Origin of the sequence: Streptococcus constellatus, from assembly GCF_902167705.1 — a bacterium.
Classification (GTDB): domain Bacteria; phylum Bacillota; class Bacilli; order Lactobacillales; family Streptococcaceae; genus Streptococcus; species Streptococcus constellatus_A.
This window is the reverse complement of sequence record NZ_CABHMZ010000022.1, coordinates 32792-59139: the sequence shown is the minus strand read 5'-3', so window position 1 is coordinate 59139 and position 26348 is coordinate 32792. Positions and strand designations below refer to the sequence as shown.

Annotated in this window: 27 protein-coding genes; 19 read left to right on the top strand and 8 right to left on the bottom strand. The window is 40.2% G+C overall.

Annotated elements, in window-relative coordinates; genetic code table 11:
* Positions 1 to 33 precede the first annotated feature (33 nt).
* From FQ204_RS06910 to FQ204_RS06895, 4 genes are read left to right on the top strand one after another with little or no spacing between them, the layout of a single operon-like run.
* On the top strand, positions 34 to 978 hold the full coding sequence (locus FQ204_RS06910) for a TIGR01212 family radical SAM protein (protein WP_186286728.1): 945 nt from the start codon (positions 34 to 36) through the stop codon (positions 976 to 978).
* A complete protein-coding gene (locus tag FQ204_RS06905) occupies positions 972 to 1520 on the top strand; it encodes a tRNA (mnm(5)s(2)U34)-methyltransferase (RefSeq protein ID WP_144210163.1) in 549 nt (182 codons plus the stop codon). Before FQ204_RS06910 ends, FQ204_RS06905 begins: the two co-directional genes overlap by 7 nt.
* 11 nt (positions 1521 to 1531) lie before the next feature.
* Positions 1532 to 1786: a hypothetical protein gene (locus FQ204_RS06900; RefSeq protein ID WP_144210161.1), complete on the top strand. Its 255-nt coding sequence runs from the start codon at positions 1532 to 1534 to the stop codon at positions 1784 to 1786.
* 11 nt (positions 1787 to 1797) lie between these two features.
* Positions 1798 to 3852: a cation:proton antiporter gene (locus tag FQ204_RS06895; RefSeq protein WP_144210159.1), complete on the top strand. Its 2055-nt coding sequence runs from the start codon at positions 1798 to 1800 to the stop codon at positions 3850 to 3852.
* 70 nt (positions 3853 to 3922) lie between these two features.
* Here FQ204_RS06895 and FQ204_RS06890 read toward each other — a convergent pair whose 3' ends face one another.
* From FQ204_RS06890 to FQ204_RS06875, 5 genes are all read right to left on the bottom strand, one after another.
* Positions 3923 to 4222: a DUF1827 family protein gene (locus tag FQ204_RS06890; RefSeq protein WP_144210157.1), complete on the bottom strand. Its 300-nt coding sequence runs from the start codon at positions 4220 to 4222 to the stop codon at positions 3923 to 3925.
* A 63-nt stretch (positions 4223 to 4285) separates the two neighbouring features.
* Positions 4286 to 4735, bottom strand: coding sequence for an NUDIX hydrolase (locus FQ204_RS06885; RefSeq protein WP_144210155.1), 450 nt, complete (start codon positions 4733 to 4735; stop codon positions 4286 to 4288).
* 75 nt (positions 4736 to 4810) lie between these two features.
* Positions 4811 to 5554 (bottom strand): PTS sugar transporter subunit IIC, encoded by a 744-nt coding sequence (locus FQ204_RS06880; protein WP_260843567.1) that lies wholly within the window; start codon positions 5552 to 5554, stop codon positions 4811 to 4813.
* Complete coding sequence (locus tag FQ204_RS10725; protein ID WP_260843566.1) at positions 5500 to 5931, bottom strand: PTS sugar transporter subunit IIC; 432 nt, start codon at positions 5929 to 5931, stop codon at positions 5500 to 5502. Before FQ204_RS10725 ends, FQ204_RS06880 begins: the two co-directional genes overlap by 55 nt.
* A gap of 465 nt (positions 5932 to 6396) precedes the next feature.
* Positions 6397 to 8673, bottom strand: a complete 2277-nt coding sequence (locus FQ204_RS06875; protein ID WP_144210153.1) for an ATP-dependent Clp protease ATP-binding subunit — start codon at positions 8671 to 8673, stop codon at positions 6397 to 6399.
* 238 nt (positions 8674 to 8911) lie between these two features.
* Here FQ204_RS06875 and FQ204_RS06870 point away from each other — a divergent pair, with 238 nt between their 5' ends.
* The 5 genes from FQ204_RS06870 (at position 8912) to FQ204_RS06850 (ending at position 12687) form a co-directional block, all read left to right on the top strand.
* The gene (locus FQ204_RS06870; RefSeq protein WP_003023686.1) at positions 8912 to 9142 is read left to right on the top strand and encodes a DUF1797 family protein; all 231 of its coding nucleotides are present in this window, start codon (positions 8912 to 8914) and stop codon (positions 9140 to 9142) included.
* Positions 9143 to 9309: 167 nt separating this feature from the next.
* Positions 9310 to 9786 carry a ferrous iron transport protein A gene (locus FQ204_RS06865; protein WP_144210151.1) on the top strand — a complete coding sequence of 159 codons (477 nt, stop codon included), beginning with the start codon at positions 9310 to 9312 and terminating at the stop codon, positions 9784 to 9786.
* On the top strand, positions 9783 to 11927 hold the full coding sequence (gene feoB / locus FQ204_RS06860) for a ferrous iron transport protein B (RefSeq protein ID WP_144210149.1): 2145 nt from the start codon (positions 9783 to 9785) through the stop codon (positions 11925 to 11927). The genes FQ204_RS06865 and feoB overlap by 4 nt, the downstream gene beginning before the upstream one ends.
* Before the next feature lie 8 nt (positions 11928 to 11935).
* Entirely contained in the window at positions 11936 to 12070 is a 135-nt protein-coding gene (locus FQ204_RS06855) for a FeoB-associated Cys-rich membrane protein (protein WP_126467454.1), read from the top strand.
* Positions 12071 to 12144: 74 nt separating this feature from the next.
* The gene (locus FQ204_RS06850) at positions 12145 to 12687 is read left to right on the top strand and encodes a ClbS/DfsB family four-helix bundle protein (protein WP_144210147.1); all 543 of its coding nucleotides are present in this window, start codon (positions 12145 to 12147) and stop codon (positions 12685 to 12687) included.
* Between the two features lie 677 nt (positions 12688 to 13364).
* On the opposite strand, the gene FQ204_RS06845 is transcribed toward FQ204_RS06850, so the two are convergent.
* Genes FQ204_RS06845 through FQ204_RS06835 form a run of 3 tightly spaced genes read right to left on the bottom strand, consistent with a single transcriptional unit; the run spans position 13365 to position 16731 of the window.
* The gene (locus tag FQ204_RS06845) at positions 13365 to 14756 is read right to left on the bottom strand and encodes an ABC transporter permease (protein WP_144210145.1); all 1392 of its coding nucleotides are present in this window, start codon (positions 14754 to 14756) and stop codon (positions 13365 to 13367) included.
* Between the two features lie 23 nt (positions 14757 to 14779).
* Positions 14780 to 15427 carry an ABC transporter ATP-binding protein gene (locus FQ204_RS06840; RefSeq protein WP_144210143.1) on the bottom strand — a complete coding sequence of 216 codons (648 nt, stop codon included), beginning with the start codon at positions 15425 to 15427 and terminating at the stop codon, positions 14780 to 14782.
* Between the two features lie 11 nt (positions 15428 to 15438).
* Positions 15439 to 16731: an ABC transporter permease gene (locus FQ204_RS06835; protein ID WP_144210141.1), complete on the bottom strand. Its 1293-nt coding sequence runs from the start codon at positions 16729 to 16731 to the stop codon at positions 15439 to 15441.
* A gap of 273 nt (positions 16732 to 17004) precedes the next feature.
* Here FQ204_RS06835 and FQ204_RS06830 point away from each other — a divergent pair, with 273 nt between their 5' ends.
* From FQ204_RS06830 to FQ204_RS06780, 10 genes are all read left to right on the top strand, one after another.
* Positions 17005 to 17859 carry a bifunctional methylenetetrahydrofolate dehydrogenase/methenyltetrahydrofolate cyclohydrolase gene (locus FQ204_RS06830; RefSeq protein ID WP_144210139.1) on the top strand — a complete coding sequence of 285 codons (855 nt, stop codon included), beginning with the start codon at positions 17005 to 17007 and terminating at the stop codon, positions 17857 to 17859.
* 92 nt (positions 17860 to 17951) lie between these two features.
* On the top strand, positions 17952 to 18809 hold the full coding sequence (locus FQ204_RS06825; protein WP_144210137.1) for an NAD(P)H-hydrate dehydratase: 858 nt from the start codon (positions 17952 to 17954) through the stop codon (positions 18807 to 18809).
* Between the two features lie 302 nt (positions 18810 to 19111).
* Complete coding sequence (locus FQ204_RS06820) at positions 19112 to 19918, top strand: TraX family protein (RefSeq protein ID WP_144210135.1); 807 nt, start codon at positions 19112 to 19114, stop codon at positions 19916 to 19918.
* 127 nt (positions 19919 to 20045) lie between these two features.
* Entirely contained in the window at positions 20046 to 21386 is a 1341-nt protein-coding gene (gene xseA, locus FQ204_RS06815) for an exodeoxyribonuclease VII large subunit (RefSeq protein ID WP_144210133.1), read from the top strand.
* Entirely contained in the window at positions 21364 to 21576 is a 213-nt protein-coding gene (locus FQ204_RS06810; protein WP_144210131.1) for an exodeoxyribonuclease VII small subunit, read from the top strand. Before xseA ends, FQ204_RS06810 begins: the two co-directional genes overlap by 23 nt.
* Positions 21573 to 22475: a polyprenyl synthetase family protein gene (locus FQ204_RS06805; protein WP_144210129.1), complete on the top strand. Its 903-nt coding sequence runs from the start codon at positions 21573 to 21575 to the stop codon at positions 22473 to 22475. Before FQ204_RS06810 ends, FQ204_RS06805 begins: the two co-directional genes overlap by 4 nt.
* The gene (locus tag FQ204_RS06800) at positions 22441 to 23256 is read left to right on the top strand and encodes a TlyA family RNA methyltransferase (RefSeq protein WP_144210127.1); all 816 of its coding nucleotides are present in this window, start codon (positions 22441 to 22443) and stop codon (positions 23254 to 23256) included. The genes FQ204_RS06805 and FQ204_RS06800 overlap by 35 nt, the downstream gene beginning before the upstream one ends.
* A complete protein-coding gene (locus tag FQ204_RS06795; protein ID WP_144210125.1) occupies positions 23249 to 23680 on the top strand; it encodes an arginine repressor in 432 nt (143 codons plus the stop codon). The genes FQ204_RS06800 and FQ204_RS06795 overlap by 8 nt, the downstream gene beginning before the upstream one ends.
* A 7-nt stretch (positions 23681 to 23687) precedes the next feature.
* Complete coding sequence (gene recN / locus FQ204_RS06790) at positions 23688 to 25346, top strand: DNA repair protein RecN (protein WP_144210123.1); 1659 nt, start codon at positions 23688 to 23690, stop codon at positions 25344 to 25346.
* A 251-nt stretch (positions 25347 to 25597) separates the two neighbouring features.
* Positions 25598 to 26329, top strand: coding sequence for a metallophosphoesterase (locus FQ204_RS06780; RefSeq protein WP_144210121.1), 732 nt, complete (start codon positions 25598 to 25600; stop codon positions 26327 to 26329).
* The last annotated feature ends 19 nt before the right edge of the window (positions 26330 to 26348 follow it).

The window sequence follows — 26348 nt, the reverse complement described above, 5'->3', positions numbered from 1 at the left end:
CCGAGCGCGAGTTCTGTTTTATTTTGTGGTACAATGGAAGTTATGAAACCTTATAATTCTTTGAATGCTTATTATCGGAAACTATTTGGAGAGAAGACCTTTAAAGTCCCCATTGATGCGGGGTTTGATTGCCCTAATCGAGACGGAACGGTTGCTCATGGTGGCTGTACTTTTTGTACGGTATCTGGGTCGGGTGACGCTATTGTAGCACCCGAAGCACCGATTCGTGAACAATTTTATAAAGAAATTGATTTCATGCACCGCAAGTGGCCTGAAGTCAAGAAATATCTAGTTTATTTTCAAAATTTCACCAATACCCACGATAAGGTAGAGGTCATTCGTGAGCGTTATGAACAGGCTATCAATGAGCCAGGGGTTGTCGGCATCAATATCGGGACCAGACCAGATTGCTTGCCTGATGAGACGATTGCTTATCTAGCGGAATTAGCTGAACGTATGCATGTGACGGTAGAGCTTGGTTTGCAGACGACTTATGAAGCTACTTCGCAATTGATTAACCGCGCGCATTCCTATGAATTATATGTTGAAACGGTTCAACGCTTGCGGAAATTTCCAAAAATCGAGATAGTTTCCCACTTAATCAATGGCTTGCCTGGTGAAAGCCATGAGATGATGATAGAGAATGTTCGCCGCTGTGTGACAGACAATGACATTCAAGGGATTAAATTACATCTTTTGCATTTAATGACCAACACACGGATGCAACGAGATTATCATGAAGGACGCTTGCAGCTACTTAGCCAAGATGAATATGTTTCTATTGTTTGTGATCAATTAGAAATAATCCCTGAGCATATCGTCATTCATCGGATTACAGGTGATGCGCCACGGGACATGCTAATTGGACCCATGTGGAGCCTCAATAAATGGGAAGTGCTTAATGCAATTGAGCAAGAAATGAACCGCCGCGGCAGCGTTCAAGGGTGTAAGGCAAAGGAGCAACGATTTATATGTTAAGACCATTACAAATGGCACATGTTTTTTTATCAGAAATCGTCACCAAAGAAGATATAGTCGTAGATGCGACTATGGGCAATGGGCACGACACGCTTTTCTTGGCACAATTGGCTAAGAAAGTCTATGCTTTTGATATTCAAAAGCAAGCCATTGAGCAAACTACCAAGCGCTTGGCAGAAGCTAAATTAGACAATGTTGAATTGCTTTTAACAGGTCACGAAAATGTGGATCAATACGTTGAAAGTATTAAAGCAGCTATTTTTAATCTAGGCTATCTTCCGTCGGCAGATAAGTCGGTGATTACACAACCACATACAACGATACAGGCCTTAGAAAAATTATGTCAGCGTTTAGTAGCTGGCGGTCGGATTGCAATTATGATTTACTATGGGCATGCAGGTGGCGATGTGGAGCGAGATGCAGTTTTAGACTTTGTCAGTCAACTATCGCAGCAGGAATTTACCGTCGCTCTTTATAAAACAATCAACCAAATCAATCAGCCGCCCTTTTTGGTGATGATTGAGAAATTAAAAACGACTTAATTGGAGAAAATATGGATAAACACTATTTACAAGAGAAATTAAACGGTTTGCGTAGTCAATATCTTGAGTCAACCAATGGAGAAACATTGACCAAGCAAGTAAATGATGCGCAGATGAGCAAAAAAATGATTCGGATTAAGAAAAAATTAGTCAATCTTGAAATGGAGCGCTGCCAAAAAATGATTGAGCATCGTGATTTATCGAAAATTGAGCAGAAAATTTCAGAGCAAAAAACTTTGTTTGAAAAATGTTGTAAACAAAAATAAAGGAGGGAAATGTGAACTTACTCCTTTACATTATTATCTTTTTATCTGTTCTGATTGTTTCAAATGCCACCAACAAGCTGTTTCTTAGCCTGCCGACACCACTTGTACAAATTCTTTTGGGGATTGGCTTGGGATTTTTCATGCCAGTAGGAAGGTTTCATTTGGAAACGGAGCTTTTTCTGGCTCTCGTCATTGGGCCCTTGCTGTTTCGTGAAGCAGAAGAAAGTGACATTACCAGCATTCTTAAGCACTGGAAGATAGTTGTTTATCTGATTTTTCCAGTGATATTTCTCTCTACCTTGAGTCTTGGCTTTTTGTCACATTGGCTTTGGGTATCTCTTCCTCTTGCGGCTTGTATAGCGGTTGGAGCCGCCTTGGGTCCGACTGATTTGGTGGCCTTTGCGTCCCTATCTGAACGCTTTACCTTTCCAAAACGTGTAGAAAATATTTTGAAAGGGGAGGGCTTGTTAAATGATGCGAGCGGTTTGGTTGCTTTTCAATTTGCTCTGACAGCTTGGATGACAGGAACGTTTTCTATTAAAGAAGCCAGTATTTCTCTTCTTCTTTCCATTATTGGTGGTTTTATCGTGGGAGGCTTTTCAGCTTTTTTAAATCGTCAGCTGCAAAAGCTGTTGCATACGGTACGAGCTTCAGATATTGCAGGAGAATTATTGCTGGAATTAAGCTTGCCTTTACTAACTTTCTTTTTAGCAGAAGAACTCCATGTATCAGGAATTATTGCAGTAGTCGTAGCAGGGATTTTTAAGGCTAGCCGTTTTAAAAGGATTACTTTATTAGAGGCTCAGGTCGACACTGTGACAGATACGATTTGGCAAACCGTTACGTTTATGCTGAACGGATCGGTCTTTGTCATTTTAGGAATTGAGTTAGAAACGATAGTTGAGCCTATTTTGAAAAGTCCTGTTTATGATAATCTCCGACTCCTTCTGACAATTCTTTTACTGACGATTGTGCTATTTGCCATTCGTTTTGTCATGATTTATGGCTTTTATTTCTGGAGAAGTCTGCGTTTGAAAAAGAGAATGTCGAAATATTGGAGAGATATTGCTCTGTTAACTTTTTCAGGCGTGAAAGGAACGGTGTCTATTGCGACCATTCTCTTGATTCCAACAGCGTTAGAACAAAAGTATCCTCTCTTGCTTTTCTTGGTGGCTGGGGTTACGTTGCTTAGTTTTTTGACAGGGCTTGTAATATTACCTCGTTTATCAGAAAACAAAGAAGAGTCATCCGACTACCTCATGCACATTGCTATTTTAAATGACGTTGTCCAAGAATTAGAAGAAGATTTGAAACATACCAAAGTCAAGGCTCCGCTTTACGCGGCTATTGATAATTATCATGGACGAATCGAAAATCTTATCTTGGAGCAAGAAGGAAGATCTGTTCAAAAAGATTTGACAGATTTACAATTGCTGATGCTGAGTATCGAAAGTGACGGTTTGGAACAGGCCTACGAAGAAAGAAAAATGAGCAACCGTGCCTATTCCATTTACCAACGTTATTTATGGAATATGGAGCAAAGAATCAATCGCAACCTTGCTTCGCGCCTAAACTATTTTTTAATCGTTTCTTTTCGGATTGCTCGTTTGTTACTTCATGAAACCATTACGCTAGGCTCTACTTTCCGTAATTGGCTCAATCAGGATAGAGCAAAGCCTAGTAAGGCTGAAAAAGAGGAAATTGCCGAACTGTATCTAGCCAATACAGAAGTGATTATCGGCAGCTTAGAAAATTTGAAGGGCGTTTATAATACTGCGCTCATCAATTTCTTACAAGATTCGCGCATTCGTGAGACAGCGATTATCGAAAGTGGGGCTTTTATTGAGCGGGTTATCACACGTACCAAACCGAATAATATCAACGAAATGCTGAGAGGTTATTATTTGGAGCGGAAGATTATTTTTGAATACGAACACGAAAAGCTGATTTCAGCTAGTTATGCAAAATTTCTCCGTCAAAATGTCAATAATTTAGAAAATTATTCTCTAAAAGAAACCGCCAATACATTGCCATACGACATGATGAACTATGTCAGACAAAAATAAAGCAGGAGTGGATTGAGCATTAGTTGCGAATTCACTCCTTTTTTAGACAAAAAAATAAGCCTTGTAAGGCTTATTTAGTTGGAATGGATATTTCAATGAGGTTTGTTGAATAAAGTGTCTTAATTCGAGAGGCATCAATTGATTTTGTATCAATTTTTCGTTTCAGGAAAAATTCTCGAATTTTTTCAACTTCTTGTTCGCGAATAGCGCGGTGTTTATTCGAAATCAGAATTTCATAATGAAGAGGGGCTTGCGTAAAGACGACGTCTGTATTTCCAGCGGAAAAAGTCTCAACTAGTGTAGCATCTGTACTTTCTAATTGACTTTTTACAAGGCGTGCATGGCTGTTTGTCGTGTTAATAAGCTTCATCTGACTTCCTCCTATGTTCTATTCCTATTATAGCACTTTTTCATAAGAAATGTGAACAATTTCTCATACTTTATGATTCTTTTTCCACATTTCAATTCCCCATTTATGACTGCCGCGTTTTAGTTTGGAAATAGCTTCTTCGATTGGAAACCAAGCAAGCTGATTAAAATCCTCTAAAGGTGCTTGCGATTGCTCATAATGACTTACTTCGTAAATGTAGGCAGGATTGTAAAAATAAGTGTCGCGATGACGAGAATAAAAATATTCATCTGCTTGCCCGTAATATTGACCGATTTGGGCGGTAAAACCAAGTTCTTCGATCAGTTCACGTTTTAAGGCAGTCAAGTGATCCTCATTTTGCTCAATCTCGCCTCCTGGCAAGAACCAAGCACCGTTGGGGGCTTGAACCAGAATCATCTTTTCTTTCTTTTCATCTGGAATAACTGCGTAAACACCATAGCGATTCACATATTGAACGTCTTCTTGCTTTTCTCCAAAAGTTGCAACTGTCATATCGTTTCCACTCTTTCTTATATGCTACTAATATCATAATGCAGAAATCAAGTACTGTCAAGGCTTTCAAGCATTTTAAGACTCAAATTTAAAAATATCTGCTATATATAAATTGAGCACTTTTTCAAAGAGGAGACGGAAAAGGATTGCAACGACTGTTGGGATGACAAGCCAAGCTAAGATAGCTAGTCCCATTGAAAGTCCGCCTGTAACAGAAGCGAAGAGCCCCGTCAGACCAACTAGTCCAAAACCTGCTGATGCAGGAGTCCCGGTAATGGTGAAGAGCGGAACCAACAGACCAGTAACAGCAGAGGTTGCGACAATAGGAACATAAGAGATTGGGTGCTCAAAGACATTTGTCATCATCATTTTCATTGAACCAAGGGCGACAGCAACAGTTACACCAGGTTTATTGACAAAGAATGAATGAACAACGAGTACGATACAGGTTGTCCCAACTCCCATAGCAGAAGCACCGGCAGCTAGCCCATTTAGCCCAATGGCAAGACCGATTGCAACGGTTGAGATTGGTGCCACGATTAAAATGGCAAAAGTAACACAGATGAGAACACTCATCAAGTAAGGTTGAAGCTCCGTAAAGTAGATGATTCCTTGCCCGATTAAGCTAGAGATCATTTTGACATAAGGAAGCGTGAATAGCCCCACCGTCGCAAGAAGTGATCCGACAATAGGAAGAAGAACAAAATTAAAAGATTCAAATTTTCCTTCTAGCCAAAGTAATACAAGAACGCTGAGGGCACAAATCAGCATGACATTGATAATGTCCCCTGTACCAGTTGTGTAAAAACCAGCAACCATTCTGTTTGCAGTTGCCTTTCAGCAGGAGCTTTTTGCTTTTGGACATATGTTAATAACTCCGTTGCTCCAGCTAGTTTGCTAGAAGCACCAGAACTAACAAAAGCAATGGCTGTTAGAAGCGCTGCTTTCATTCCTTTGAAATTAAATTCCAAAGCAACTAACGTTCCAATCACAGCAGATAAAGTCGCTTGGAAAAGAACATTGGCTACATTCCAAGTAGCAAAGAAGGCATTATTTTTGAAAAAGTCCAAAGAGAAAATAATGGCAAAGATACAGTTAGGCAGCAAAGCTACAATAACACCGATTGCGGTTCCGTTTAAAACTTTATGCAAAAATGATTTAGGGGTGAGTGATGCGGTTGTGTTTTCTTTTGTCATAAAAAACTCCTTTATTTTTGAAAAATAAAATCCGCCCTATCCCAAATGAGAATAAGGCGGAGTCATGTAAAAATGAAGATGATTATCCCATTTTAAAACGGTAGCTACGCCTAGATAAGATACTATAAATAATAATGATAATAATAGCCATCATCAACATAACGTAACTCCTTTTATTTTTCTTGTTGTCTATTATAACATCTTATTTCAAAAAAACAATAGAAAAATTGAAATTTTCTGATTATTTTGAAAAAACAAGATAAAAATAACCATTTTACAAAAATATAAAAGTCGACATCAGGTGACAAGTTTCCTCTGTTATACTTAGGATAGAAAAATAAAAGGGACGAACTAATGAAATATGAATGGAGAAAACTTTGTATAATGTGAAGACAATGTTGAGATACAGGGTTCAGTAACGAAGAAACACTCCCTAGAGAAACCTCTAAGGAGTGTGTTTCATATCTAATCAGCATTGTCATCTGCAGTTGTTTTGATTTCTTTGTCAGTTTCGTTTTCAGATTTTTTAGCTGAAGCTGATTTGATGACAATCTTGCTGTTGCTTGTCATGATAGCTTTGAGTTCTTTTTCATTTGGGTGTTCAAGATAGTAGTCTGTAATGGCATCTTCGATATGATCTTGGATTGTCCGACGCAGAGGTCGAGCTCCCATTTTCGGATCGTAACCCAAGTCAACTAATTTTTCCTTAACTTTGTCTGTCACATCCAGGTGAATATCATTTACAGCTAAGCGATTATTTACATCTTCAAGCATCAAATCTACAATTTGTAAGAGATTTTCTTTGCTTAGAGATTGGAATTCAATGATGCCATCGAAACGGTTCATAAATTCTGGGCTGAAGAAGTTGCCCAATTCACCGAGAACGGAATTGGTTCGTCCTTCGCGCGCTGCTCCAAAGCCGACATTTGCTTCGACTTTGCCAGTACCAGCGTTTGAAGTCATAATGATAATCGTATCCTTGAAACTAACAGTCCGTCCTTGTCCGTCTGTCAGACGTCCATCATCAAGTACTTGCAGGAACATATGCATGACATCTGGGTGAGCTTTTTCTACTTCGTCAAGCAGAATAAGAGAGTAAGGATTACGGCGTACACGTTCTGTTAATTGCCCGGCTTCTTCGTAGCCAACATAGCCTGGAGGTGCTCCGACGAGTTTGGCTACACTGTGTTTTTCCATATATTCGCTCATATCAAAGCGAATCATGCTGTCAGCTGAACCAAAGAGCTCAATCGCTAATTGTTTAGAAAGTTCTGTTTTACCGACACCGGTTGGTCCAACGAAAAGGAAAGAGCCGATTGGTCGATTTGGTGTGCCAAGTCCGACACGATTGCGGCGAATGGCCTTTGCAATTTTATCAACGGCATCATCTTGACCGATGACGTGTGCCTTCAAATCATCAGCCAGACTAATCAGTTGCGATTGTTCCTTTTCTTTTAAGTCGCCAACTGGGATATTTGTCTTTTGCTCAATGATATGCTCAATGGTTTTTTCACTGATGATAGGCGTATCTTGGTCTGCCATTTTATTTTGCTGCATTTCTTTGTATTTGGCAATTTGGTCACGGAAATAGGCAGCTTTTTCAAAATCTTCATCACGAGTAGCTTGTGCCTTGAGATTTTCAGCTTCTATCAAGCGTTGATCAATAACTTTGGGATCGACAAAATTAAGTGTCAAATTCATCTTAGAACCTGCTTCGTCCAGCAAGTCAATAGCCTTATCTGGCAAGAAACGATCTTGGATATAGCGATTGGATAAGACAGCTGCCGCTTCAATGGCATCATCTGTATATTTAACGTGGTGATAGTCTTCGTACTTCTTTTGAATGCCTTTTAGAATAGTAATCGTTTCTTCAACCGTTGGTTCATCCACTTTTACAGGCTGCATACGGCGTTCCAGCGCAGCATCTTTTTCAATAATCCGATACTCATTGAGAGTTGTGGCGCCGACTAATTGGAGCTCACCACGAGCAAGAGCAGGTTTTAAGATATTTCCAGCATCCATATTTCCGTCGCCAGCAGAACCCGCTCCAACAATTTCGTGAATTTCATCAATGAATAAAATCACATCCTGACGAGAGCGGATCTCGTCCATGAGTTTTTGCATGCGTTCTTCAAATTGACCACGGATACCAGTCCCTTGCACCAAACTAACGACATCTAGGCGGATGACTTCTTTGCCTTGGAGTTTATGTGGAACATCACCGTCTACAATTTTCTGTGCCAAGCCCTCTACAACAGCTGTTTTCCCAACACCTGGTTCTCCTATGAGGACTGGATTGTTCTTTGTTCTGCGGTTGAGGATTTCGATGACACGAACGATCTCTTCGTCACGACCAATCACAGGGTCGATTTCGCCGCGCCGAGCAAATTCGGTTACATTGATACCAAATTCTTCTAGGAGACCTTTAGGTTGTTGTGGTGCTTGTTGGCGCGTGCTGCCGCCTTGATTGGAACCATAGCCTCCATTACCATACCCTCCACCTGATTGAGTAGGAGGGGTTTGGGGTTCTTGATGATTTTGAAAATTCCCTAGATTTCTAAAGAAGTCATCAAATGGGTCTAAATTATTTTGATTGTTCATGCCACGAAGCAAGGCATTGTTTGGGTCTGTTTTCATGATTTGATAACAATTTTGACAGAGGTCAACTTGGTGTTGTTTTCCATTCACATTTGTGTAAAGGTGAATAGTAGATTCATTTATTTTACAATTTTGACAAAGCATGTGCTACCTCTTTCTTTTAAAATTTGCTTGACTGAGACCAATTGGTCAATAATAGTCAAACTTCTTAGTTTCATTATATCAGTATTCTAAAACATTGCAAGAATAAAGTGTTAAAAGACAGAATTTTATATTTGAGCATTTCATTTTGTGTTAAATTTAACAAAAATAGGTCTTTTACTGGTATTTCATCTTTCATTTGTGGTAAAATAGTAACGTATAAATGAATAGGAGAAGGAAAATGGAATCACATTTAGTAAGAATTATCAATCGTTTAGATGCTATGACAAAAGATGGCGGCAATTTGAAACGCAATTTTGAACGTGACGGAGTTGTTGTAGCAGAAGTAGCTTATAGCTATGACGAAGAAAATGGCTCAGTATTCACTTTGCGAGATGTTGCAGCGCGTGAAACATATACTTTTGATAGCATTGATTTGATTGCAATGGAAATTTATGAATTGTTGTATTAAACTTGTTAGTCTCTAATAAATATATCCTCTAGGCATTTGTTTAGGGGATATTTATTTTGCGATAATTTTTGCCTATTTATCTTAGAATTGTCAGAAATTCTTAGGAAAAAGTGGTATACTAATAGTGATAGTAAGCATATTTCTTGACAAAGTGAAAAGGAGAGAGTATGGATTTATCTCAAATGAAATTAGTAACAGAATATGAAATTGTCGGAATCGATCTAGAGGAAGCGAGCGTCCGTCATTTAGCTGATTTAGGGATTAAGATAGGAAGTTTTATTCAAATCATTTCAAAAACAAATGATACAGCGATTCTCTTAGTTCGAGCTGCGAGGATTGCTTTGGACAATTCTATTTTGGAAAAGCTGGATGTTGTGCCAAAAGACAGTAGCAAATCTTCTCTTCCTTTATCTGAGTTAGCTGTTGGAGACGTGGCATACATCGAAGCAATTCATGCGGATGGTGCTTTAAAACGGCGGCTGATGGACATGGGTTTGACCAAAAACACAAAAGTTCAATTGCAAAAAGTTGCGCCCTTGGGTGACCCGCTTGAGATTAAGTTGAGGGGCTATGACTTGACGTTAAGAAAGTCGGAGGCTAGCTTGATTAGTGTGGTGAAAAGTGAAAAGGAAACAAAAGAATGAAAGAATTAGCGCTTGCGGGAAATCCGAATAGTGGAAAGACCAGTTTATTTAACATTCTAACCGGTAGTAGCCAACATGTGGGAAATTGGCCTGGAGTTACTGTCGAAAAGAAAAGTGGTCTGTTTCGCAAAAATAAAGAAATCGTTATTCAAGACCTACCAGGAATTTACTCATTGTCTCCTTATACTTCTGAGGAAATGGTCAGTAGAAACTATCTGTTAAGTGGCAATGCGGATGCTATTTTGGATGTGGTTGACGCGACCAACTTGGAACGGAATCTGTACTTGAGCTTGCAGTTGATTGAGACGGGGATTCCGGTTGTGTTGGCTTTAAATATGAGCGATGTCGTTGAAAAACAAGGTAAATGGATTGATACGACTAAATTAAGCTATCAGCTAGGGGTGCCAGTCGTTGCGACCAGTGCTTTGAAAAAGACTGGGATTGACCAAGTCATGCAACAGGTCTTGCGAGAAATGGAGCGCACGGATGAAACGCTCTACCCTGTTTACGACAGCCATTTTGAAGCGGCTTTGTCAGAAATTATCCGCATTTTGGGAAATGCAGTGCCTCAAAAACAAGCCCGTTTTTATGCCATTAAGCTTTTTGAACGCGATAAAGAATTATCTGAACAGTTGGCATTGTCTGATTTCCAAAAAGCGGAGATTGAAGATGCGATTCGGATTACGGAGGAAATCTACACAGAGGACGCAGAAAGTATTGTTGTCAATGCGCGTTATGAGTTTATTGAATCAGCAGTTAAAATGGCTCTGCAAGCCGATGTTAATCAATTAAGTTTGTCGGATAAGATTGACCGTATTGTGACCAATCGTTATTTAGCGTTGCCAATTTTTGCAGTTGTTATGTGGCTGGTCTATTTCTTCTCCATTCAGACGATTGGGCAAATGGCAACGGATTGGGCAAATGATGTTCTGTTTGGGGAGTGGATTCCAAATGGAATCAAGTCTTTATTGGAGCAGTTAGCAGTAGCCGATTGGCTTCAATCCTTGATTATCGACGGGATTATTGCCGGCTGCGGAGCTGTCTTAGGCTTTGTTCCTCAGATTTTCGTCTTATTTATCTGCTTGGGTATCTTGGAAGACATCGGCTATATGAGTCGGATTGCCTTTGTGATGGATCGAATCTTTCGGCGGTTTGGTTTATCTGGGAAATCTTTTATCCCTATGTTGATTTCTACAGGGTGTGGTGTTCCTGGAGTCATGGCGAGTAGGACCATTGAAAATGAACGTGACCGCAGAATCACTATTATGACAACGACCTTTATGCCTTGTTCTGCCAAGTTGCCGATTATTTCCTTGATTGCTGGGGCATTCTTTCCTAGCAATCCTTGGATTGCACCAAGCGCTTATTTCGTCGGAATGGGAGCCATTGTCTTATCGGGAATTGCTCTGAAAAAGACAGCAATCCTCGGTGGTGCTGTTGCACCCTTTATCATGGAGCTGCCTAGCTATCATTTGCCACAAGTCAAAACGGTTTTGCGCTATGCAGGGCAGAAGGCTTTGAGTTTCATCAAACGGGCTGGAACGATTATCTTTGTGACCAATATTTTCATCTGGTTTGCTAGCTCCTACAACTTTAGTTTGCAGGCGGTTGAAACAGAAGATAGTATCCTAGCGGCATTAGGAAAAGGACTAGCTTGGATCTTTAGCCCTCTTGGCTTTGGCAATTGGCGAGCAACGGTTGCGGCTATTACCGGCTTATTGGCTAAGGAAACGGTGATTTCCACTTTTGGGATTTTGTATAAAGTGACAGATGCGACAGAGACCACCAAAGAGTTGTGGACCAATCTTCAACAGCATTATACAGCACTTTCCGCCTACTCATTCCTTGTCTTTAACCTGCTCTGCGCTCCTTGTTTTGCAGCGATTGGTGCTATTCATCGGGAAATGGGCAATGCCAAGTGGACGTGGATTGCTATTTCATTTCAAACCCTACTGGCTTATAATGTCAGTCTTGTGATTTACCAATTTGGTCAAGTTTTGCTGTACGGAAAAGGAATATCTCCTGTGACTGTCTTTGCCCTGCTCGTTGTAGCAGCGGGTCTCTATTTCATCTTTAGAAAACCGCGCAAAGAAAAAGTAGAGGTTATCACTTTAGATAGTCTGGCACATCAAACAGTATAGGAGAAACCATGTCAACGATTATTGTATTTATCATCATTTTAGTTTTAGCAGGTGCAGCGATGCACCATATCATTAAGGGAAAAGGAAACTGTGGCGATTGCGACTGCCAATGTGAAATCAAAGAAAAAATGAGACAAAAATAAAGAGAGAACTAAAAACATGACAGAGGTTGTCAGGTCATTGTTGTATGATTTATTAAAAAGAAGGAGAACATAACATGGTAAGACCTACTAGCAAGACTGAGTTGATCAGTGCAGCGACGCAGCAATATGCAAAGCTGCAGTCATTGATTTCCCAATTAACAGAAGAAGAGTTAAAGACTCCATTTGATTTTTCAAAAGATGAAAAAAAGAAAGAGGCGCATTGGAAGAGGGATAAAAACCTCAGAGGTGTTCTCATTCATCTTTATGAGTGGCAGCAATTGCTTTTGGATTGGGTGCCTTCCAATCAAAATGGTGTCGAAAAATCGTTTTTGCCAGCAGCTTATAATTGGAGAAGCTATGGTGAGATGAATGTGGCATTTTGGCAAAAACATCAACAAACATCGCTAGAAGAAGCAACCAAGTTGCTTCATCAATCACAGGAAAAAGTGCTAGCCCTAGCTGAAATCTTTACAAACGAAGAACTGTTTTCAAAGGGCGTCTATAAATGGGTTGGTGGGAGTACCCTTGGCTCCTACTTTGTCAGTTGCACATCGAGTCACTACGACTGGGCTATGAAGAAGCTGAAAGCACATCAAAAGAACTGTAAAAAAGTATAACTGGCAGCAAAAAAGCAACAATGGTCAAGTGAGCCACATCCAACGTGCTTCACCTCGTCCGCCGGGCTGACGGAGCAAATCAAAAGTGCTTCATCTCGTCCGCCGGGCTGACGGAATAAACCAAAATAGTTTCACCTCGTCCGCCGGGCTGACGGAGCAAATCAAAATAGTTTCACCTCGTCCGCCGGGCTGACAGAGTAAACCAAAAGAGTTTCATCTCGTCCGTCGGGCTGATAGAGTAACTCCAAAGAGTTTCATCTTTTCGACCGAGTCGACGAAGCCAATCAAAAGTGTTTCATCTTTTCGACCGAGTCGACGGAGCAAACCAAAAGAGTTTCATCTTTTCGACCGGGTCGACGGAGCAAATCAAAAGAGTTTCATCTTTTCGACCGAGTCGACGGAGCCAACCAAAAATGCTTCATCTTTTCGACCGGGTCGACGGAGCCAATTAAAAGTTATTCCGTCCGAAGTCAACAGAAACAATCTACCAAGCAAAACAGAAGCTGAGACAAAAGTACTCAGCTTCTATCAGATTTAGTAATAAACGAATAACGCAGTAGGTGATTGGGCTCTTCATTCGCTTTTCAAGCTCAGAAGAGCACCTAATCACCCTTGCGGAGGTGGGACGATGAAATCAAGTTTCTACGAAACTACTGATTTCTGTCCCACTCTCTTTTTTATTTGCTATTATCTCCCATTAGCAAGTCTTTTGGTTGCTTGCTAAGGAGCGTGATTGAAGCGATAAGGACAGAAACGATAATAATCCCAAGTCCAAAGATGACCACTTTGGTCATATCATCAGGAGACACATGCACATTGAGACTGGTGAGGGTCTTATTAAAGCCGTCAATTTCAGCCCCGCCTCCAAGATTGGCGCTTCTACCTTCTTTAGCAAGCTGTTCAGCAATACCACTTGTAACTTGTTTTAAGATGCTATTTCCCATAGCTTTGCTGACAATGCTACCAGCAAAATAGGCACCGATAAAGCTAAAGACGCTGACAAACAAGACTTCTGTCATAAATTGGAAGAAGATTTTGACTTTGCTGATACCGAGTGACAAGAGGATTCCCATTTCTTTTCTTCGGCCGTTGATCCATAGAAAGAGGACAAGGGTCAATACAATAGCACCGAAAATCAAGGTTCCAATGAGAAGACTGTTGGTGACGCTGTAAATGCCGTTGATAGAAGATTGCAGAGCTGGGAAGTTGCTGGTGCTCTTCACAAGCATGTAAGACTCCCAGTCAATAGATGATTCTCCTTTGACCTTTTCGATAACCTTATCAATGTCTTGATTTCCTTTGACAAAGAAAGTAGCATCTTGGTAAATGGCATTTTTATCTGTATAACCATACAAGGTTTTCGTCGTGTCCAAATCAGTCACAAACGTATTTTCGTACAGTTCTTGCGGAATGGTTACACCAGTTTTATTTTTCCCTTCAAATAAACCAACGATTTTCACTTGAACGGTTTTATTTGCCTTGTGAACATTGTCATGGTCAAAGGTATTGGATTTCAAGGTAATGGTATCGCCAACCTTGAGGTTATTTTTCTGTGCAAAATCCTTGTGAACTAAGGTCGCATTTTTATCATCTTTGGTGATGTGTCGCCCTTCGATGAGCTTAAAAGTTCCCGCAGTAAATTTATCATCCTTCGAGGAGTCATTGATTCCTGTCGCCATAATGGCACGACCGAATTTTTGCTTGCGGTCTTCACTTAATTGTTGATCGCCGTCTGGCATTTCAACGAGTTGATGATCTACCAGATCCGCTACAATGTTCATACGTTTGACATAGCCAGAAATACCGGCGACTTTGCTAATCGTATCAATGTCTTCGCCTTTGAGATTTCCAGCACCGCGTGGTGTTCCTGGATTGACCTCACGATTGATCTGCATGGAAAAACTGCTGGTAATATTTTTAAATGTTTCTTTTGAAGCAGCGTCAGTCGCATTTTTGACAGCGATGCTGCCTAAGGTTAAGGTAGAGATGGCTAGCAAGATGAAAAAGATAATCAAACTTTTGATTTTCTTGCGCCAGACATAAGCCAAAGCATTTTTTATTGGTAACATATCATTTCTTCTCCTTGGAGGTATCATTTCGATTTCTTAGTGACTTCCACTAAGTTTTTATTTTTTAATTCGAGGACAACATCTGCTTGATCAGCCAACTCTTTGCTGTGTGTCACCACAATGACGCATTTATTTTTTTCTTTGGCAGAGGTGATAAGAATGTCAATAATGTCCATAGCAGTAGCAGCGTCTAGATTCCCTGTTGGTTCATCGGCTAAGATAATCGGGGCTTCTGATGCCAAAGCACGTGCAATAGCCACACGTTGCTGTTGACCGCCAGAGAGGCGCATGACATTGCGGTGAATCTCTTTCTCGCTCAAGCCTAACCGTAATAAGATTTCTTTATCTGCATGTGGATTGACCAAGCGGACATTTTCAAGAGGAGTGAGATAGTCAATTAGATTATAATTTTGAAAGACCAAAGAGATTTGTTTGCTTCTGTGATGATTGTAGCCTTTCTCAGCAATGTCTTGATTTTCAAAGAGGATTTTCCCTTTTGTGGGAGTGTCAAGCCCCGCTAAAAGAGAAAGCAAGGTGGATTTTCCAGCACCAGATTTCCCGATGATGGAGTAAAATTTTCCTTTTTCAAATGAAGTCGTGATTTGTTGCAATACATTTTCTTGTAAAGTGTTGTACTGATAACTAACAGTATCTATTTTTAAAATCGTCATTTTTTGTCTCCTTAACTAATATCTGTTAAAATTTCCTTCGGTTTTTTATGTAAAATAATAGAGGATGAGCCCACTACGGCAAATAAGATAATGATGAGCAAAATGCCATAGGTCACACCAATTGTTGCAAAATCTAGGTGTGGCACCACATTTTCAAAGAGTGCCGCTGAATCAGCTCCGCCCTGTCCTTCTTTGACAAAGCCTTGAAAGACCAGAGCAGCGAGATAGGAGCCGCTGATTGTAGATAGAACCATGCTAAACACGGAGATAAGAATCAACTCCAGCACAAATTGAGACATAATCATCGTTTTTGAAATTCCTAGTGACAGGAGCACCCCGATTTCATAGACTCGCTCTCGCAGCCAGAACATGAGAATCAGCGCCAGAATGATGATACTTCCGATGATGATACTGAAGGTTAGCACGCGAACAATTTGTTTAAAGTTGGTAATAGACGAAGAAACTGCCTCAAATGCTTTCGTATTTTTTACAAGGTCTAATTTGCTCCAGTCAATTGGCACTTTTTTAACAGCTTTCACCACTTGATTGATGTTTTTGGGATTTGCAATATAATAAACTACTGATGTCACTTGGTAGTCCGTTGACTTGTAGCCAGCTAATTGCTGACTGGTCTTGTAATCCAAATAGAAGGTATTTTCCGTTGCATCAGAACTCAACCCAGTTTGCTTTTCTTCTTTTTTACCGGAAAAAATTCCTGCAATTTCTAGCTCTAATTCATTGCCTGTTTTAGCATCGCCGTCTTGAAGAGACACACCTCGTAGTTTGAGTTTGTCCCCCACTTTAAGATGATTTTGCGCTGCCAATTTTTCATGAATCAATACCTTTGAATGGTCGCTTTTTTGAAGATGTTTGCCTTTTTCTAACTTAAAGACGCCACTTGCAAATGTCGTTTCCAACTGAGAATCTCTTGTTCCCAATGCTGCAACGAGATTGTTGAGAGTGGGATTTTGATTGTCTCGTATGACACCTTGCTTTTTCTTGACAATTGTTTGATTTGTCAAAGTCGCTAAAGTGTCATACTTTAAGTTGTAGTTTGAAATTTCTTTATTCTCAAGTAATTTTTCTGCTGTTTTTAGTGAAATTGAATTTTCAATTGTTTTGCTTGAGATTGTAAAACCAGTATTGGAAGCGACATAAATCCTCTTTTCGATATTGTCCGTTGTTTTCATAATCGAAAGGCTACTGGATAGAGCAGTAGAAATCAAGGTCAATATCAGAAAGATAAGAATGGTTTTGACTTTTTTTCGACTGATGTAATGCAAAACTCGCGTCACTACTTGCATTGTATTCTTCCCTTCTTTATATTTTTAAACTATTGGTACCGACTTCTATGCTATAAAAGTTACCTTAAACTAGCTTTAAGGTTTAAGATTACTTTAAGTTTTTTGGCTGATTTTTCTCTATTTTTTATGTAAATTTTCATAAAATGGTAAAAAATACAAAGAAAAAGGGAATTTTACGATGTTTTGGCTTATAACTTTTTATAAAAAAAGTCTATAAGGCAAGTCGCTATTTTTTTGTTATAATAGAATGAAGAAATTAGAAATGAGATGGATATGGCAAAGATAATTGATGGCAAGGCTTTGGCGGAAAAGTTACAAACACAGTTAGCAGAAAAAGTCAAAAAGTTAAAAGAAAAGACCGGCTTGGTACCGGGGCTTGTAGTGATTTTAGTGGGCAATAACCCAGCTAGTCAGGTCTATGTGCGAAATAAAGAGCGTTCTGCCTTGGCTGCGGGACTTCGGAGTGAAGTGGTGCGCCTGCCAGAAACAACAACTCAAGAAGAGCTGCTGATTTTGATTGAAAAGTACAATCAAGATCCAGATTGGCATGGTATTTTAGTACAGTTGCCTCTTCCCAAACACATTGATGAAGAAGCGGTGCTGCTAGCAATTGATCCGGATAAGGATGTGGATGGTTTCCACCCAATGAATATGGGACGTCTTTGGAGCGGTCATCCTGTCATGATTCCCTCAACACCTGCTGGTATTATGGAAATGTTTCATGAGTACGGTGTGGAATTAGAAGGGAAACGTGCGGTGGTCATTGGCCGAAGTAACATTGTAGGAAAGCCCATGGCACAACTTTTACTTGCTAAAAATGCTACAGTGACTCTGACGCATTCACGAACACACCATTTATCAGAAATAACAAAAAAGGCTGATATTTTAGTTGTAGCTATTGGGCGCGGGCATTTTGTGACCAAAGATTTTGTCAAAGAAGGCGCGGTCGTGATTGATGTCGGTATGAATCGTGACGAGAAAGGTAAATTGATTGGCGACGTGAAATTTGACGAAGTATCGGAAATCGCTAGTCTCATCACTCCTGTACCGAGAGGGGTTGGTCCGATGACCATTACCATGCTCATGGAGCAAACTTATCGAGCGTGCAAACGGAGTTTGAAGAAATAGAAATGGGATATGTCGTCAATTTTTGGGGGCATGTCTTTTTTATGGTAAAATAAAGATAAATAAGGGGCTATATCATATAAAAGGAGAAAACAATGAAAGTGGTCGATCGTACGGTATTGGAAAAGGTTATTCAGCCACGTTCTCTCAATAGTCACAAAGGGGACTACGGTCGCTTGTTGCTGATTGGCGGCACTTATCCTTTTGGTGGAGCAATTATCATGGCGGCGTTGGCGGCAGTTCACAGCGGAGCTGGTCTTGTGACAGTTGCGACGGATAGGGAAAATATCGCAGCTCTCCATGCTCATTTACCAGAGGCGATGGCGTTTGACATTCAGGATGAGAAATTGTTGAAAGAACAGATTCAAAAAGCAGAGGTGTTATTGATCGGCCCAGGTTTAGCTGAAAATTCTCTTGAAAAAGAGGTTTTACAGTTGATAGTAGATCTTGTTAGTGAACATCAAATCTTAATCATGGATGGTGGAGCTATTTCTCTTTACAGCAAAGGAACTCTGCCGTTTCCAAAAGCGCAAACGATTTTTACTCCGCATCAAAAAGAATGGGAGCGATTGAGTGGACTAAAGATAGCTGATCAGACAGTTGAAAAAAGCCAAGAAGCTGTTAATTCCTTGCCTGCTGGAACTATCGTTGTTCAGAAAAAGCATGGAACGACTATTTTTCAAAGTGGAAATGGAAATCATTTTCAACTGAGCATTGGTGGTCCTTATCAAGCCACAGGCGGTATGGGAGATACTCTTGCAGGCATGATTGCGGGCTTTGCAGGACAGTTTAAAATGACCCCTCTACTAGAACGTGTAACTGCGGCTGTCTATCTTCATTCAGCCATTGCAGAGGAGTTAAGCAAAGAAAACTATGTAGTCTTGCCAACGGAAATCAGCAAAGAAATCCCTAAGTGGATGAAGAAACTAGCTAAAAAAGAAAATATGTTATAATGAAAAAGCCTGCAAAAGCATTTAAAAAATTGAACAGTTTAACTTTTATTATCTGTTTATAAAAGTAATATTTAGTTCATGAGGCTTAGTTACAAGTTGAAAGGGAGAATGAACTTTTTCAATATCCACTATCTTATGAAAATTCATTGCATCTAATGAGGTTGAGATTTTTTATCTTGACCTTATTTTTTCTGTCTTACAAAAATGTCACTTTACTTTCTGAAAATATAAGTTTATGTAATGGAAAGAGCGGGAAATTTTCGGTAAGATTATTCTTGTTGAAAAAATGAAATGGAGAATTTATGATGTTACAATCTTTAAAGAAAATATCAAATGCAACAAACTTGAAAATTTTAGCTATTTTACTTATGTTTTTAGATCATATCTACGAAATGTTTGGTGCTTTTGGCGCCCCGATGTGGCTAACAATGATCGGACGCGTAGTTTTTCCTCTTTTTATGTTTCTAGCAGCTGATAGTTTTTATTATACCCATAATCGAAAAGCTTATTTAAAACGGTTGCTATTTATGACATGGTTTATGATTATTGGAAATATAATTGTCAGTCACTTTTTTACCAATGGTCAAGTTGGGCTGGCGAATAATGCTTTTGGCGCCTTTTTCCTAGCAGGCATATCTATCTGTGCTTGGGATTTGATGGTTGAGGGTGTGAAAGAAAAGAAACTTCATTCATTCTGGAAAGGATTGGGCCTTTTTCTTTTACCGATTCTTCTGGCTCTGCCGGCTTTGTTTCTATCAGGTTATCTAGCTAGTGAAAATATATCGCCTCTTATGGTTCAAATTATTGCCTTTTTTATCATGGCTATTCCGAACATTCTCGTGGTTGAAGGAGGGTATGTCATGGTTTACCTTGGCCTTCTCTTTTATATCTTCCGCAGACACCGCATAGCACAAATGGTGATATTAGCACTAGTCTCTTTATTTGTGTATCTGACAGATCCAACGTCTGTGCAATGGATGATGGTTTTTGCGATTATTCCAATGTATTTTTACAATGGTGAAAAGGGTCGTGGTATGAAGTTATTTTTCTACATTTTCTATCCTGCGCATATCTATCTTTTGTATATTTTGGCAAGTTTGTTGGGCTAGGTTCTGCTTAAGATATGGGAAACTAGTCTTTCCTTTTTCGTTGAGGGCTGGAAATGATTTTTTATAGATTGTTTGGTATAATAAAAATTATGAATAAAGAAGCATTACAGGAAATGAAAGGAGAGGAATGACTGAGTATTTATCCGTGTCAACCTTGACCAAATACTTAAAATTAAAATTTGATAAAGATCCTTATTTAGAGCGAGTTTATCTGACGGGGCAAGTTTCTAATTTTCGTAGGCGACCTAATCACCAATATTTCTCTCTCAAAGATGAAAAGGCTGTTATTCAAGCGACAATCTGGGGCGGTGTCTATAAAAAACTAGGCTTTGATCTGGAAGAAGGTATGAAAATCAATGTCGTCGGTCGTATTCAACTCTATGAACCGAGTGGGTCTTATTCTATTATCATTGAAAAAGCGGAGCCAGACGGTATTGGAGCTTTGGCGATTCAGTTTGAGCAACTCAAAAAAAAGCTAGGCGAAGAAGGGCTTTTTGAGGAGCGTTTTAAGCAAGCCTTGCCGCAATTCCCCAAGAAAATTGGAGTAGTGACCAGTCCTAGTGGTGCAGTGGTTCGTGATATTATCACAACTGTCAGTCGTCGTTTTTCGGGAGTTGAGATAATTCTTTATCCGACAAAGGTGCAAGGCGAGGGAGCGTCTGCTGAAGTAGCAGAAAATATTCGTCGTGCTAATGAGCGAAATGATTTAGATGTGCTCATTATCGGTCGAGGTGGCGGCTCGATTGAAGACCTCTGGGCGTTTAACGAGGAAGTGGTTGTCCGTGCAATTTTTGAATCCCACATTCCGATTATTTCTAGTGTAGGGCATGAAACGGATACGACCTTGGCAGATTTTGTTGCAGATAGGCGGGCTGCAACACCGACTGCAGCTGCAGAATTAGCAACACCTGTAACAAAGTTGGATCTCCTAGCACACTTGCAGCAACAACAGAATCGTTTGGCAACTGCTACATCTAATCGGCTTACTTATAATCGTGAGCGCTTGGCGAAGTTGAGCCAGTCTGTCATTTTTCGCCAACCAGAGCGGCTATACGATAGCTACCTGCAAAAATTAGATCAATTAAATTTGCGGCTCAAGCAAAAAATTCGCGAATATTATAGTGAAGGAATGCAACAAACAAGGCTTTTGCAATATCGTTTGGAGGCTTTGGCTCCCTTAAGGCAGGTTCAGACTTATCAAGAGCGTGCAGCTCAGTTGGAACGACTTTTGCGTAGCAATATGGCAGTGATTTATGATTACAAGGTTGCAGAAGCTAAGCGGCTGTCCGATGCCTTGCTCATGTTAGATACCAGCCGGATTGTGGCGCGTGGTTATGCCATTGTTCAAAAAGGCGACAAGATAGTAGCTAGCACTAAGGATATAGAAAAGGGCGACAAGGTCAGTGTGGTCATGCGAGATGGTCAGATAGAAGTTGAGGTAAAAAATGTCGAAAGAAAAGAAATTTGAAGAAAATTTAGCAGACTTAGAAGTCATTGTACAAAAGTTAGAAAACGGAGATGTTCCTTTGGAAGAAGCGATTTCTGAGTTCCAAAAGGGCATGCAGCTTTCAAAAGAACTTCAAACAACCTTGGATAAAGCAGAAAAAACACTCGTCAAGGTTATGCAGGCTGACGGCACAGAAACGGAAATGGAATGAAACAAGACGAAAAATTAGCTAGAATTGGGCAGGCTATTGAGACTTTTTATGCTCAAAAAGTGGTGTCCGCTGATTTGATAGAAGCGATTCTTTACTCAGTCAATGCAGGTGGCAAGCGTATTCGCCCTCTTTTGCTTTTGGAATTGTTAGAGGGTATGGGGTTAGAGCTGACAGAAACTCATTTTCAGGTGGCGGCAGCGCTTGAAATGATTCACACTGGCAGCTTGATTCATGATGATTTGCCGGCTATGGACGATGATGATTATCGTCGCGGTCGCTTAACTAGCCACAAGAAATTTGGAGAGGATATGGCTATTCTAGCAGGTGATTCCCTCTTCTTGGACTCTTATGTCTTGGTGGCAAAAGCAGCGTTGCCTAGTCAAATTAAGGCAAACTTAATTGCAGAATTATCATTAGCTGCAGGGACTTTTGGCATGGTCGGAGGTCAGGTGCTTGACATGCAGGGCGAAGGTCGAGACATTAGTCTGGCAGAGCTACAGATTATTCATGCCAACAAAACTGGCAAACTTCTGACCTATCCTTTTATTGCTGCGGGTTTGATTGCTGAAATAGGAGAACCACAGCAAGAAAAATTACGAAAAATTGGTCAATTACTTGGTCTAGCTTTTCAGGTACGAGATGATATTTTAGATATTACAGCGAACTTTGAAGACATAGGCAAGACACCGCAGAAAGATGTGGCAGCAGAGAAAGCCACTTATCCAGCCATTTTAGGCTTGAGCGGTGCCAAGGATTTCTTTAAAGAACAGTTGAGTGCAGCCGAGGATTTATTGACAGAAGTAGAAACAGAAATAGATTTTTCGGCGTCTGCTATCAGAAAAATAATAGAAAGTTTAAGGCTTAATGACGAAAGAAAGAGTAGATGTTCTAGCTTATAAGCAAGGTCTCTTTGATACTAGAGAGCAGGCCAAACGTGGTGTAATGGCGGGCTTAGTCGTTGCCGTTATCAATGGTGAGCGTTTTGATAAACCTGGCGAAAAAATTGATGAAGGCATTGAGTTGAAACTCAAAGGAGAAAAGCTCAAATATGTTAGTCGTGGTGGTTTAAAATTAGAAAAGGCTTTGCAGATTTTTGAAATTTCAGTTGAAAATCAGGTCACGTTGGACATTGGGGCATCAACGGGCGGTTTTACGGACGTCATGCTACAAAACGGGGCACGACAGGTCTATGCGGTCGATGTCGGCACCAATCAATTGGCTTGGAAATTGCGCCAAGATGAACGCGTCATCAGCATGGAGCAATTCAATTTTCGCTATGCAGAGGTAGCTGATTTTGAGGAGACACCTCGCTTTGCCTCCATTGATGTCAGCTTTATCTCGCTGCGACTCATTTTGCCAGCTCTGCATAAGATTTTGGCTGAAAATGGGAAAGTGGTGGCACTCATCAAACCTCAGTTTGAAGCAGGTAGAGAGCAGATTGGCAAAAATGGGATTGTAAAAGATAAAAAAGTACATCAAGCAGTTTTAGAAAACGTAACGGACGTTATGGCGGAGGCAGGATTCTCTGTCAAAGGTCTAGATTTCTCCCCTATTCAAGGTGGGCATGGGAATGTGGAATTTTTAGCCTATTTAGAAAAAAGTTCTCACCCAGAAAATCTAGTAAAAACAATCATTACAACTGTCGTCGAGGCAGCACATAAGGAATTTAAGGATGAATAAAAAGGAAAGATTAGAAAAAATTAGACGTTTTGTATCGGAATATGAGGTCGGCACCCAAGAAGCTATTGTAGAATATCTGAAGCAATCAGGAATTACAGCTACTCAAGCAACTGTTTCGCGTGATATTAAAGAGTTGGGGATTGTCAAAATTCCGCTGAAAGACAACACCTATATCTATGAACTACCCAAATCAGCTACTACAAGCTTAAAATTAGCGGATAACAATGTTTTAGGTTCTGAGTTGTTAGGGAATATGATCAACCTTCACCTTGTTCCTGGAAGTACAGCTTTTGTGAAGCGACACATTGTAGAAGACTTCTCTCATGACATTTTTAGCATTTTAGCGGATGATGACACGATTCTCCTTATTTTCCGTAGCGAAGAAATGGCTCATAAGGTATTGGAAGAGATAAAAAATTGGTAGGTAGCCTATGTTACTTGAAATTTCCATTAAAAATTTTGCGATTATTGAAGAGGTTTCCCTCAATTTTGAACAGGGAATGACTGTTTTGACGGGGGAAACAGGCGCTGGAAAATCTATTATTATTGATGCCATGAATATGATGTTGGGGAGTCGCGCGACAACAGATGTGATTCGTCATGGCGCTCCTAAAGCTGAGATTGAAGGGCTTTTTGCGATTGAGCAGAGCAAGGCTTTGACTGAAATTTTTGAGCAGCAAGGTCTTGAGATGACGGATGAGTTGATTATTCGGCGGGAAATTTTTCAAAATGGACGCAGCGTTAGCCGTATCAATGGTCAAATGGTCAATTTGTCTGTTTTGCGGGCAGTTGGACAGCATTTGGTGGACATTCACGGTCAGCATGACCAGGAAGAACTCATGCGACCGCAGCTGCATATTGCCATGTTGGATGAGTTTGGAGATGACGCGTTTTTTAAACTCAAAGCGGATTATCAACAAACCTTTGACCAGTATCGCCAGTTGCGCAAGCAGGTTGTAACGATTCAGAAGAATCAAGAAGAAAATAAAGCACGGATTGACATGCTGGAATACCAGATTGCAGAGATTGAGGCGGCTAATTTAAAAGCTGGCGAAGATTTAGCTTTAAACCAAGAACGTGATAAATTGCTCAACCATAAGCAGATTGCGGATACTTTGACAAATGCCTATGCCATGCTGGATGATGAAGAATTTTCTAGTTTAGCGAATGTTCGCTCTGCCATGAATGATATGGAAGCTATCGAAGAATATGATGCTACTTACAAAGAAATTGCAGCTAATCTCTCAGAATCTTACTATGTGCTGGAAGATGTAACAAAGCGTTTGGAAGATATTCTAGAAGGCTTGGATTTTGATGGTGGACGTCTTTTAGAAGTAGAAAGTCGCCTTGATCTAATATACGCCATTACTCGCAAATATGGTGGACAAGTAGATGATGTTTTAGCTTATTTTGAGCAGATTTCTAAAGAATACGCTCTTCTTACTGGGAAAAATCTTTCATCAGAGGATTTGGACAAAGAGCTGAAAAAGCTAGAAAAAGATTTGGTTTCTCTAGCAGGCCATCTCAGTCAAGCTAGACATGAATTAGCACAGCAGTTAGAAGCCGAGATTCAGCAAGAGTTAAAAGACCTCTATATGGAAAAGGCAAATTTTCAGGTTCAATTTACCAAAGGTAAGTTCAGCCGTGAGGGAAATGAGCATGTTGAATTTTACATTTCGACCAATCCGGGTGAAGATTTCAAGCCTCTCGTTAAGGTCGCTTCTGGTGGTGAATTGTCTCGTTTGATGCTGGCAATCAAGTCTGCTTTTTCTCGTAAGGAAGGCAAGACCAGCATTGTCTTTGATGAGGTGGATACGGGCGTATCGGGACGTGTTGCGCAAGCTATCGCCCAAAAGATTCATAGGATTGGCTCAAACGGACAAGTCCTTGCCATCTCGCACTTACCTCAAGTGATTGCCATCGCAGATTATCAATTTTTCATTGAAAAAATATCAGATGAGCATTCGACCGTTTCAACTGTTCGCCTGTTATCAGATGATGAACGGATTGAAGAAATTGCTAAAATGTTGGCTGGTGAAAATGTAACAGAATCTGCCTTTACGCAGGCTAGAGAACTATTGAAAAAATAAAATAGAAGTGAGACAAAAATAAAAATTCTTAGTTTCTAGTCTCCTAGACTGTTGAGGTGGTGAATGAAGGAAACGAAGAATCTTCTTCCGAGTTTGAAAAGCGAACGAAGAGTGACTTGCTCCGCAAGATCTGTTTGCAACCTCAAAGCAGTGCTTTGAGCAATTAGCCACTGCGTTAGTTGTTTATTACTCAATATGCTTTGAAGCTGAAGACTTTCGTTTCAATCTCTTCTTTTATCAGGAGAAAAATCATGACAAATTATTTTGTAATTGGCGATGTGCACGGAAAAGCAGATATGCTAGAAACATTACTCAAAAAATGGGATGGGAAAAGTCAGCTCATTTTTTTGGGAGATTTGATTGACCGCGGTGAGGACAGCCGAGCAGTTTTAGAGTGTGTGAAAAGTCTTGTCGAAAAGCAAGAAGCAATTTGCATTTCTGGGAATCACGAATACATGTTTCTAACCTGGTTGGATAATCCCAAGAGAGGCTATGATCACTATCGTCGCAATGGTGGAGATACGACAATCAATTCCATTTTAAAACGGCCTTTAAATACTCCTGTTGATGGAGTTGAAGACGCGAAGCGCGTGTTGGAAGAGGCGTCAGACCTCGTGGCTTTTATTCGCCAGATGCCTTTCTTTATTGAAACAGAACATTATATTTTTGTACACGCTGGTATTGATTTAACTTTGAAAGATTGGCATCAAACAAGTGATTACCAAAAAGTTTGGATACGTGAGCCTTTTCATCAAGCTCTTAATCAAACAGGAAAGATAATCGTATTTGGTCATACTCCGACTTTTTACCTCTTCTCTGAAATGCCTGGGACAAGTCGTCTTTGGCAAACGCAGGATCAAAAAATTGGTATGGATGGTGGAGCTGTCTATGGCGGGGTTCTCCATGGAGTTTTATTTGGCGATGAAGGTATCTTAAAACATTATTTCGTTAAAAATAATAATTTGGTGGATGAAGATGACTGAGTTAGCGCTGATTTTTGTA

What these genes read in the sequence shown, in the direction of transcription:
- FQ204_RS06840 (WP_144210143.1), bottom strand. Translation starts at nt 15,427, where the DNA reads ATGACGATTTTAAAAATAGATACTGTTAGTTATCAGTACAACACTTTA.
- FQ204_RS06795 (WP_144210125.1), top strand. Translation starts at nt 23,249, where the DNA reads ATGAATAAAAAGGAAAGATTAGAAAAAATTAGACGTTTTGTATCGGAA.
- FQ204_RS06780 (WP_144210121.1), top strand. Translation starts at nt 25,598, where the DNA reads ATGACAAATTATTTTGTAATTGGCGATGTGCACGGAAAAGCAGATATG.
- FQ204_RS06910 (WP_186286728.1), top strand. Translation starts at nt 34, where the DNA reads ATGGAAGTTATGAAACCTTATAATTCTTTGAATGCTTATTATCGGAAA.
- FQ204_RS06845 (WP_144210145.1), bottom strand. Translation starts at nt 14,756, where the DNA reads ATGTTACCAATAAAAAATGCTTTGGCTTATGTCTGGCGCAAGAAAATC.
- FQ204_RS06810 (WP_144210131.1), top strand. Translation starts at nt 21,364, where the DNA reads ATGTCGAAAGAAAAGAAATTTGAAGAAAATTTAGCAGACTTAGAAGTC.
- FQ204_RS06865 (WP_144210151.1), top strand. Translation starts at nt 9,310, where the DNA reads ATGGATTTATCTCAAATGAAATTAGTAACAGAATATGAAATTGTCGGA.
- feoB (WP_144210149.1), top strand. Translation starts at nt 9,783, where the DNA reads ATGAAAGAATTAGCGCTTGCGGGAAATCCGAATAGTGGAAAGACCAGT.
- FQ204_RS06850 (WP_144210147.1), top strand. Translation starts at nt 12,145, where the DNA reads ATGGTAAGACCTACTAGCAAGACTGAGTTGATCAGTGCAGCGACGCAG.
- FQ204_RS06870 (WP_003023686.1), top strand. Translation starts at nt 8,912, where the DNA reads ATGGAATCACATTTAGTAAGAATTATCAATCGTTTAGATGCTATGACA.
- FQ204_RS10725 (WP_260843566.1), bottom strand. Translation starts at nt 5,931, where the DNA reads ATGACAAAAGAAAACACAACCGCATCACTCACCCCTAAATCATTTTTG.
- FQ204_RS06800 (WP_144210127.1), top strand. Translation starts at nt 22,441, where the DNA reads ATGACGAAAGAAAGAGTAGATGTTCTAGCTTATAAGCAAGGTCTCTTT.
- FQ204_RS06855 (WP_126467454.1), top strand. Translation starts at nt 11,936, where the DNA reads ATGTCAACGATTATTGTATTTATCATCATTTTAGTTTTAGCAGGTGCA.
- FQ204_RS06820 (WP_144210135.1), top strand. Translation starts at nt 19,112, where the DNA reads ATGATGTTACAATCTTTAAAGAAAATATCAAATGCAACAAACTTGAAA.
- FQ204_RS06805 (WP_144210129.1), top strand. Translation starts at nt 21,573, where the DNA reads ATGAAACAAGACGAAAAATTAGCTAGAATTGGGCAGGCTATTGAGACT.
- FQ204_RS06890 (WP_144210157.1), bottom strand. Translation starts at nt 4,222, where the DNA reads ATGAAGCTTATTAACACGACAAACAGCCATGCACGCCTTGTAAAAAGT.
- FQ204_RS06875 (WP_144210153.1), bottom strand. Translation starts at nt 8,673, where the DNA reads ATGCTTTGTCAAAATTGTAAAATAAATGAATCTACTATTCACCTTTAC.
- FQ204_RS06830 (WP_144210139.1), top strand. Translation starts at nt 17,005, where the DNA reads ATGGCAAAGATAATTGATGGCAAGGCTTTGGCGGAAAAGTTACAAACA.
- FQ204_RS06825 (WP_144210137.1), top strand. Translation starts at nt 17,952, where the DNA reads ATGAAAGTGGTCGATCGTACGGTATTGGAAAAGGTTATTCAGCCACGT.
- FQ204_RS06900 (WP_144210161.1), top strand. Translation starts at nt 1,532, where the DNA reads ATGGATAAACACTATTTACAAGAGAAATTAAACGGTTTGCGTAGTCAA.
- recN (WP_144210123.1), top strand. Translation starts at nt 23,688, where the DNA reads ATGTTACTTGAAATTTCCATTAAAAATTTTGCGATTATTGAAGAGGTT.
- FQ204_RS06835 (WP_144210141.1), bottom strand. Translation starts at nt 16,731, where the DNA reads ATGCAAGTAGTGACGCGAGTTTTGCATTACATCAGTCGAAAAAAAGTC.
- xseA (WP_144210133.1), top strand. Translation starts at nt 20,046, where the DNA reads ATGACTGAGTATTTATCCGTGTCAACCTTGACCAAATACTTAAAATTA.
- FQ204_RS06885 (WP_144210155.1), bottom strand. Translation starts at nt 4,735, where the DNA reads ATGACAGTTGCAACTTTTGGAGAAAAGCAAGAAGACGTTCAATATGTG.
- FQ204_RS06880 (WP_260843567.1), bottom strand. Translation starts at nt 5,554, where the DNA reads ATGGTTGCTGGTTTTTACACAACTGGTACAGGGGACATTATCAATGTC.
- FQ204_RS06905 (WP_144210163.1), top strand. Translation starts at nt 972, where the DNA reads ATGTTAAGACCATTACAAATGGCACATGTTTTTTTATCAGAAATCGTC.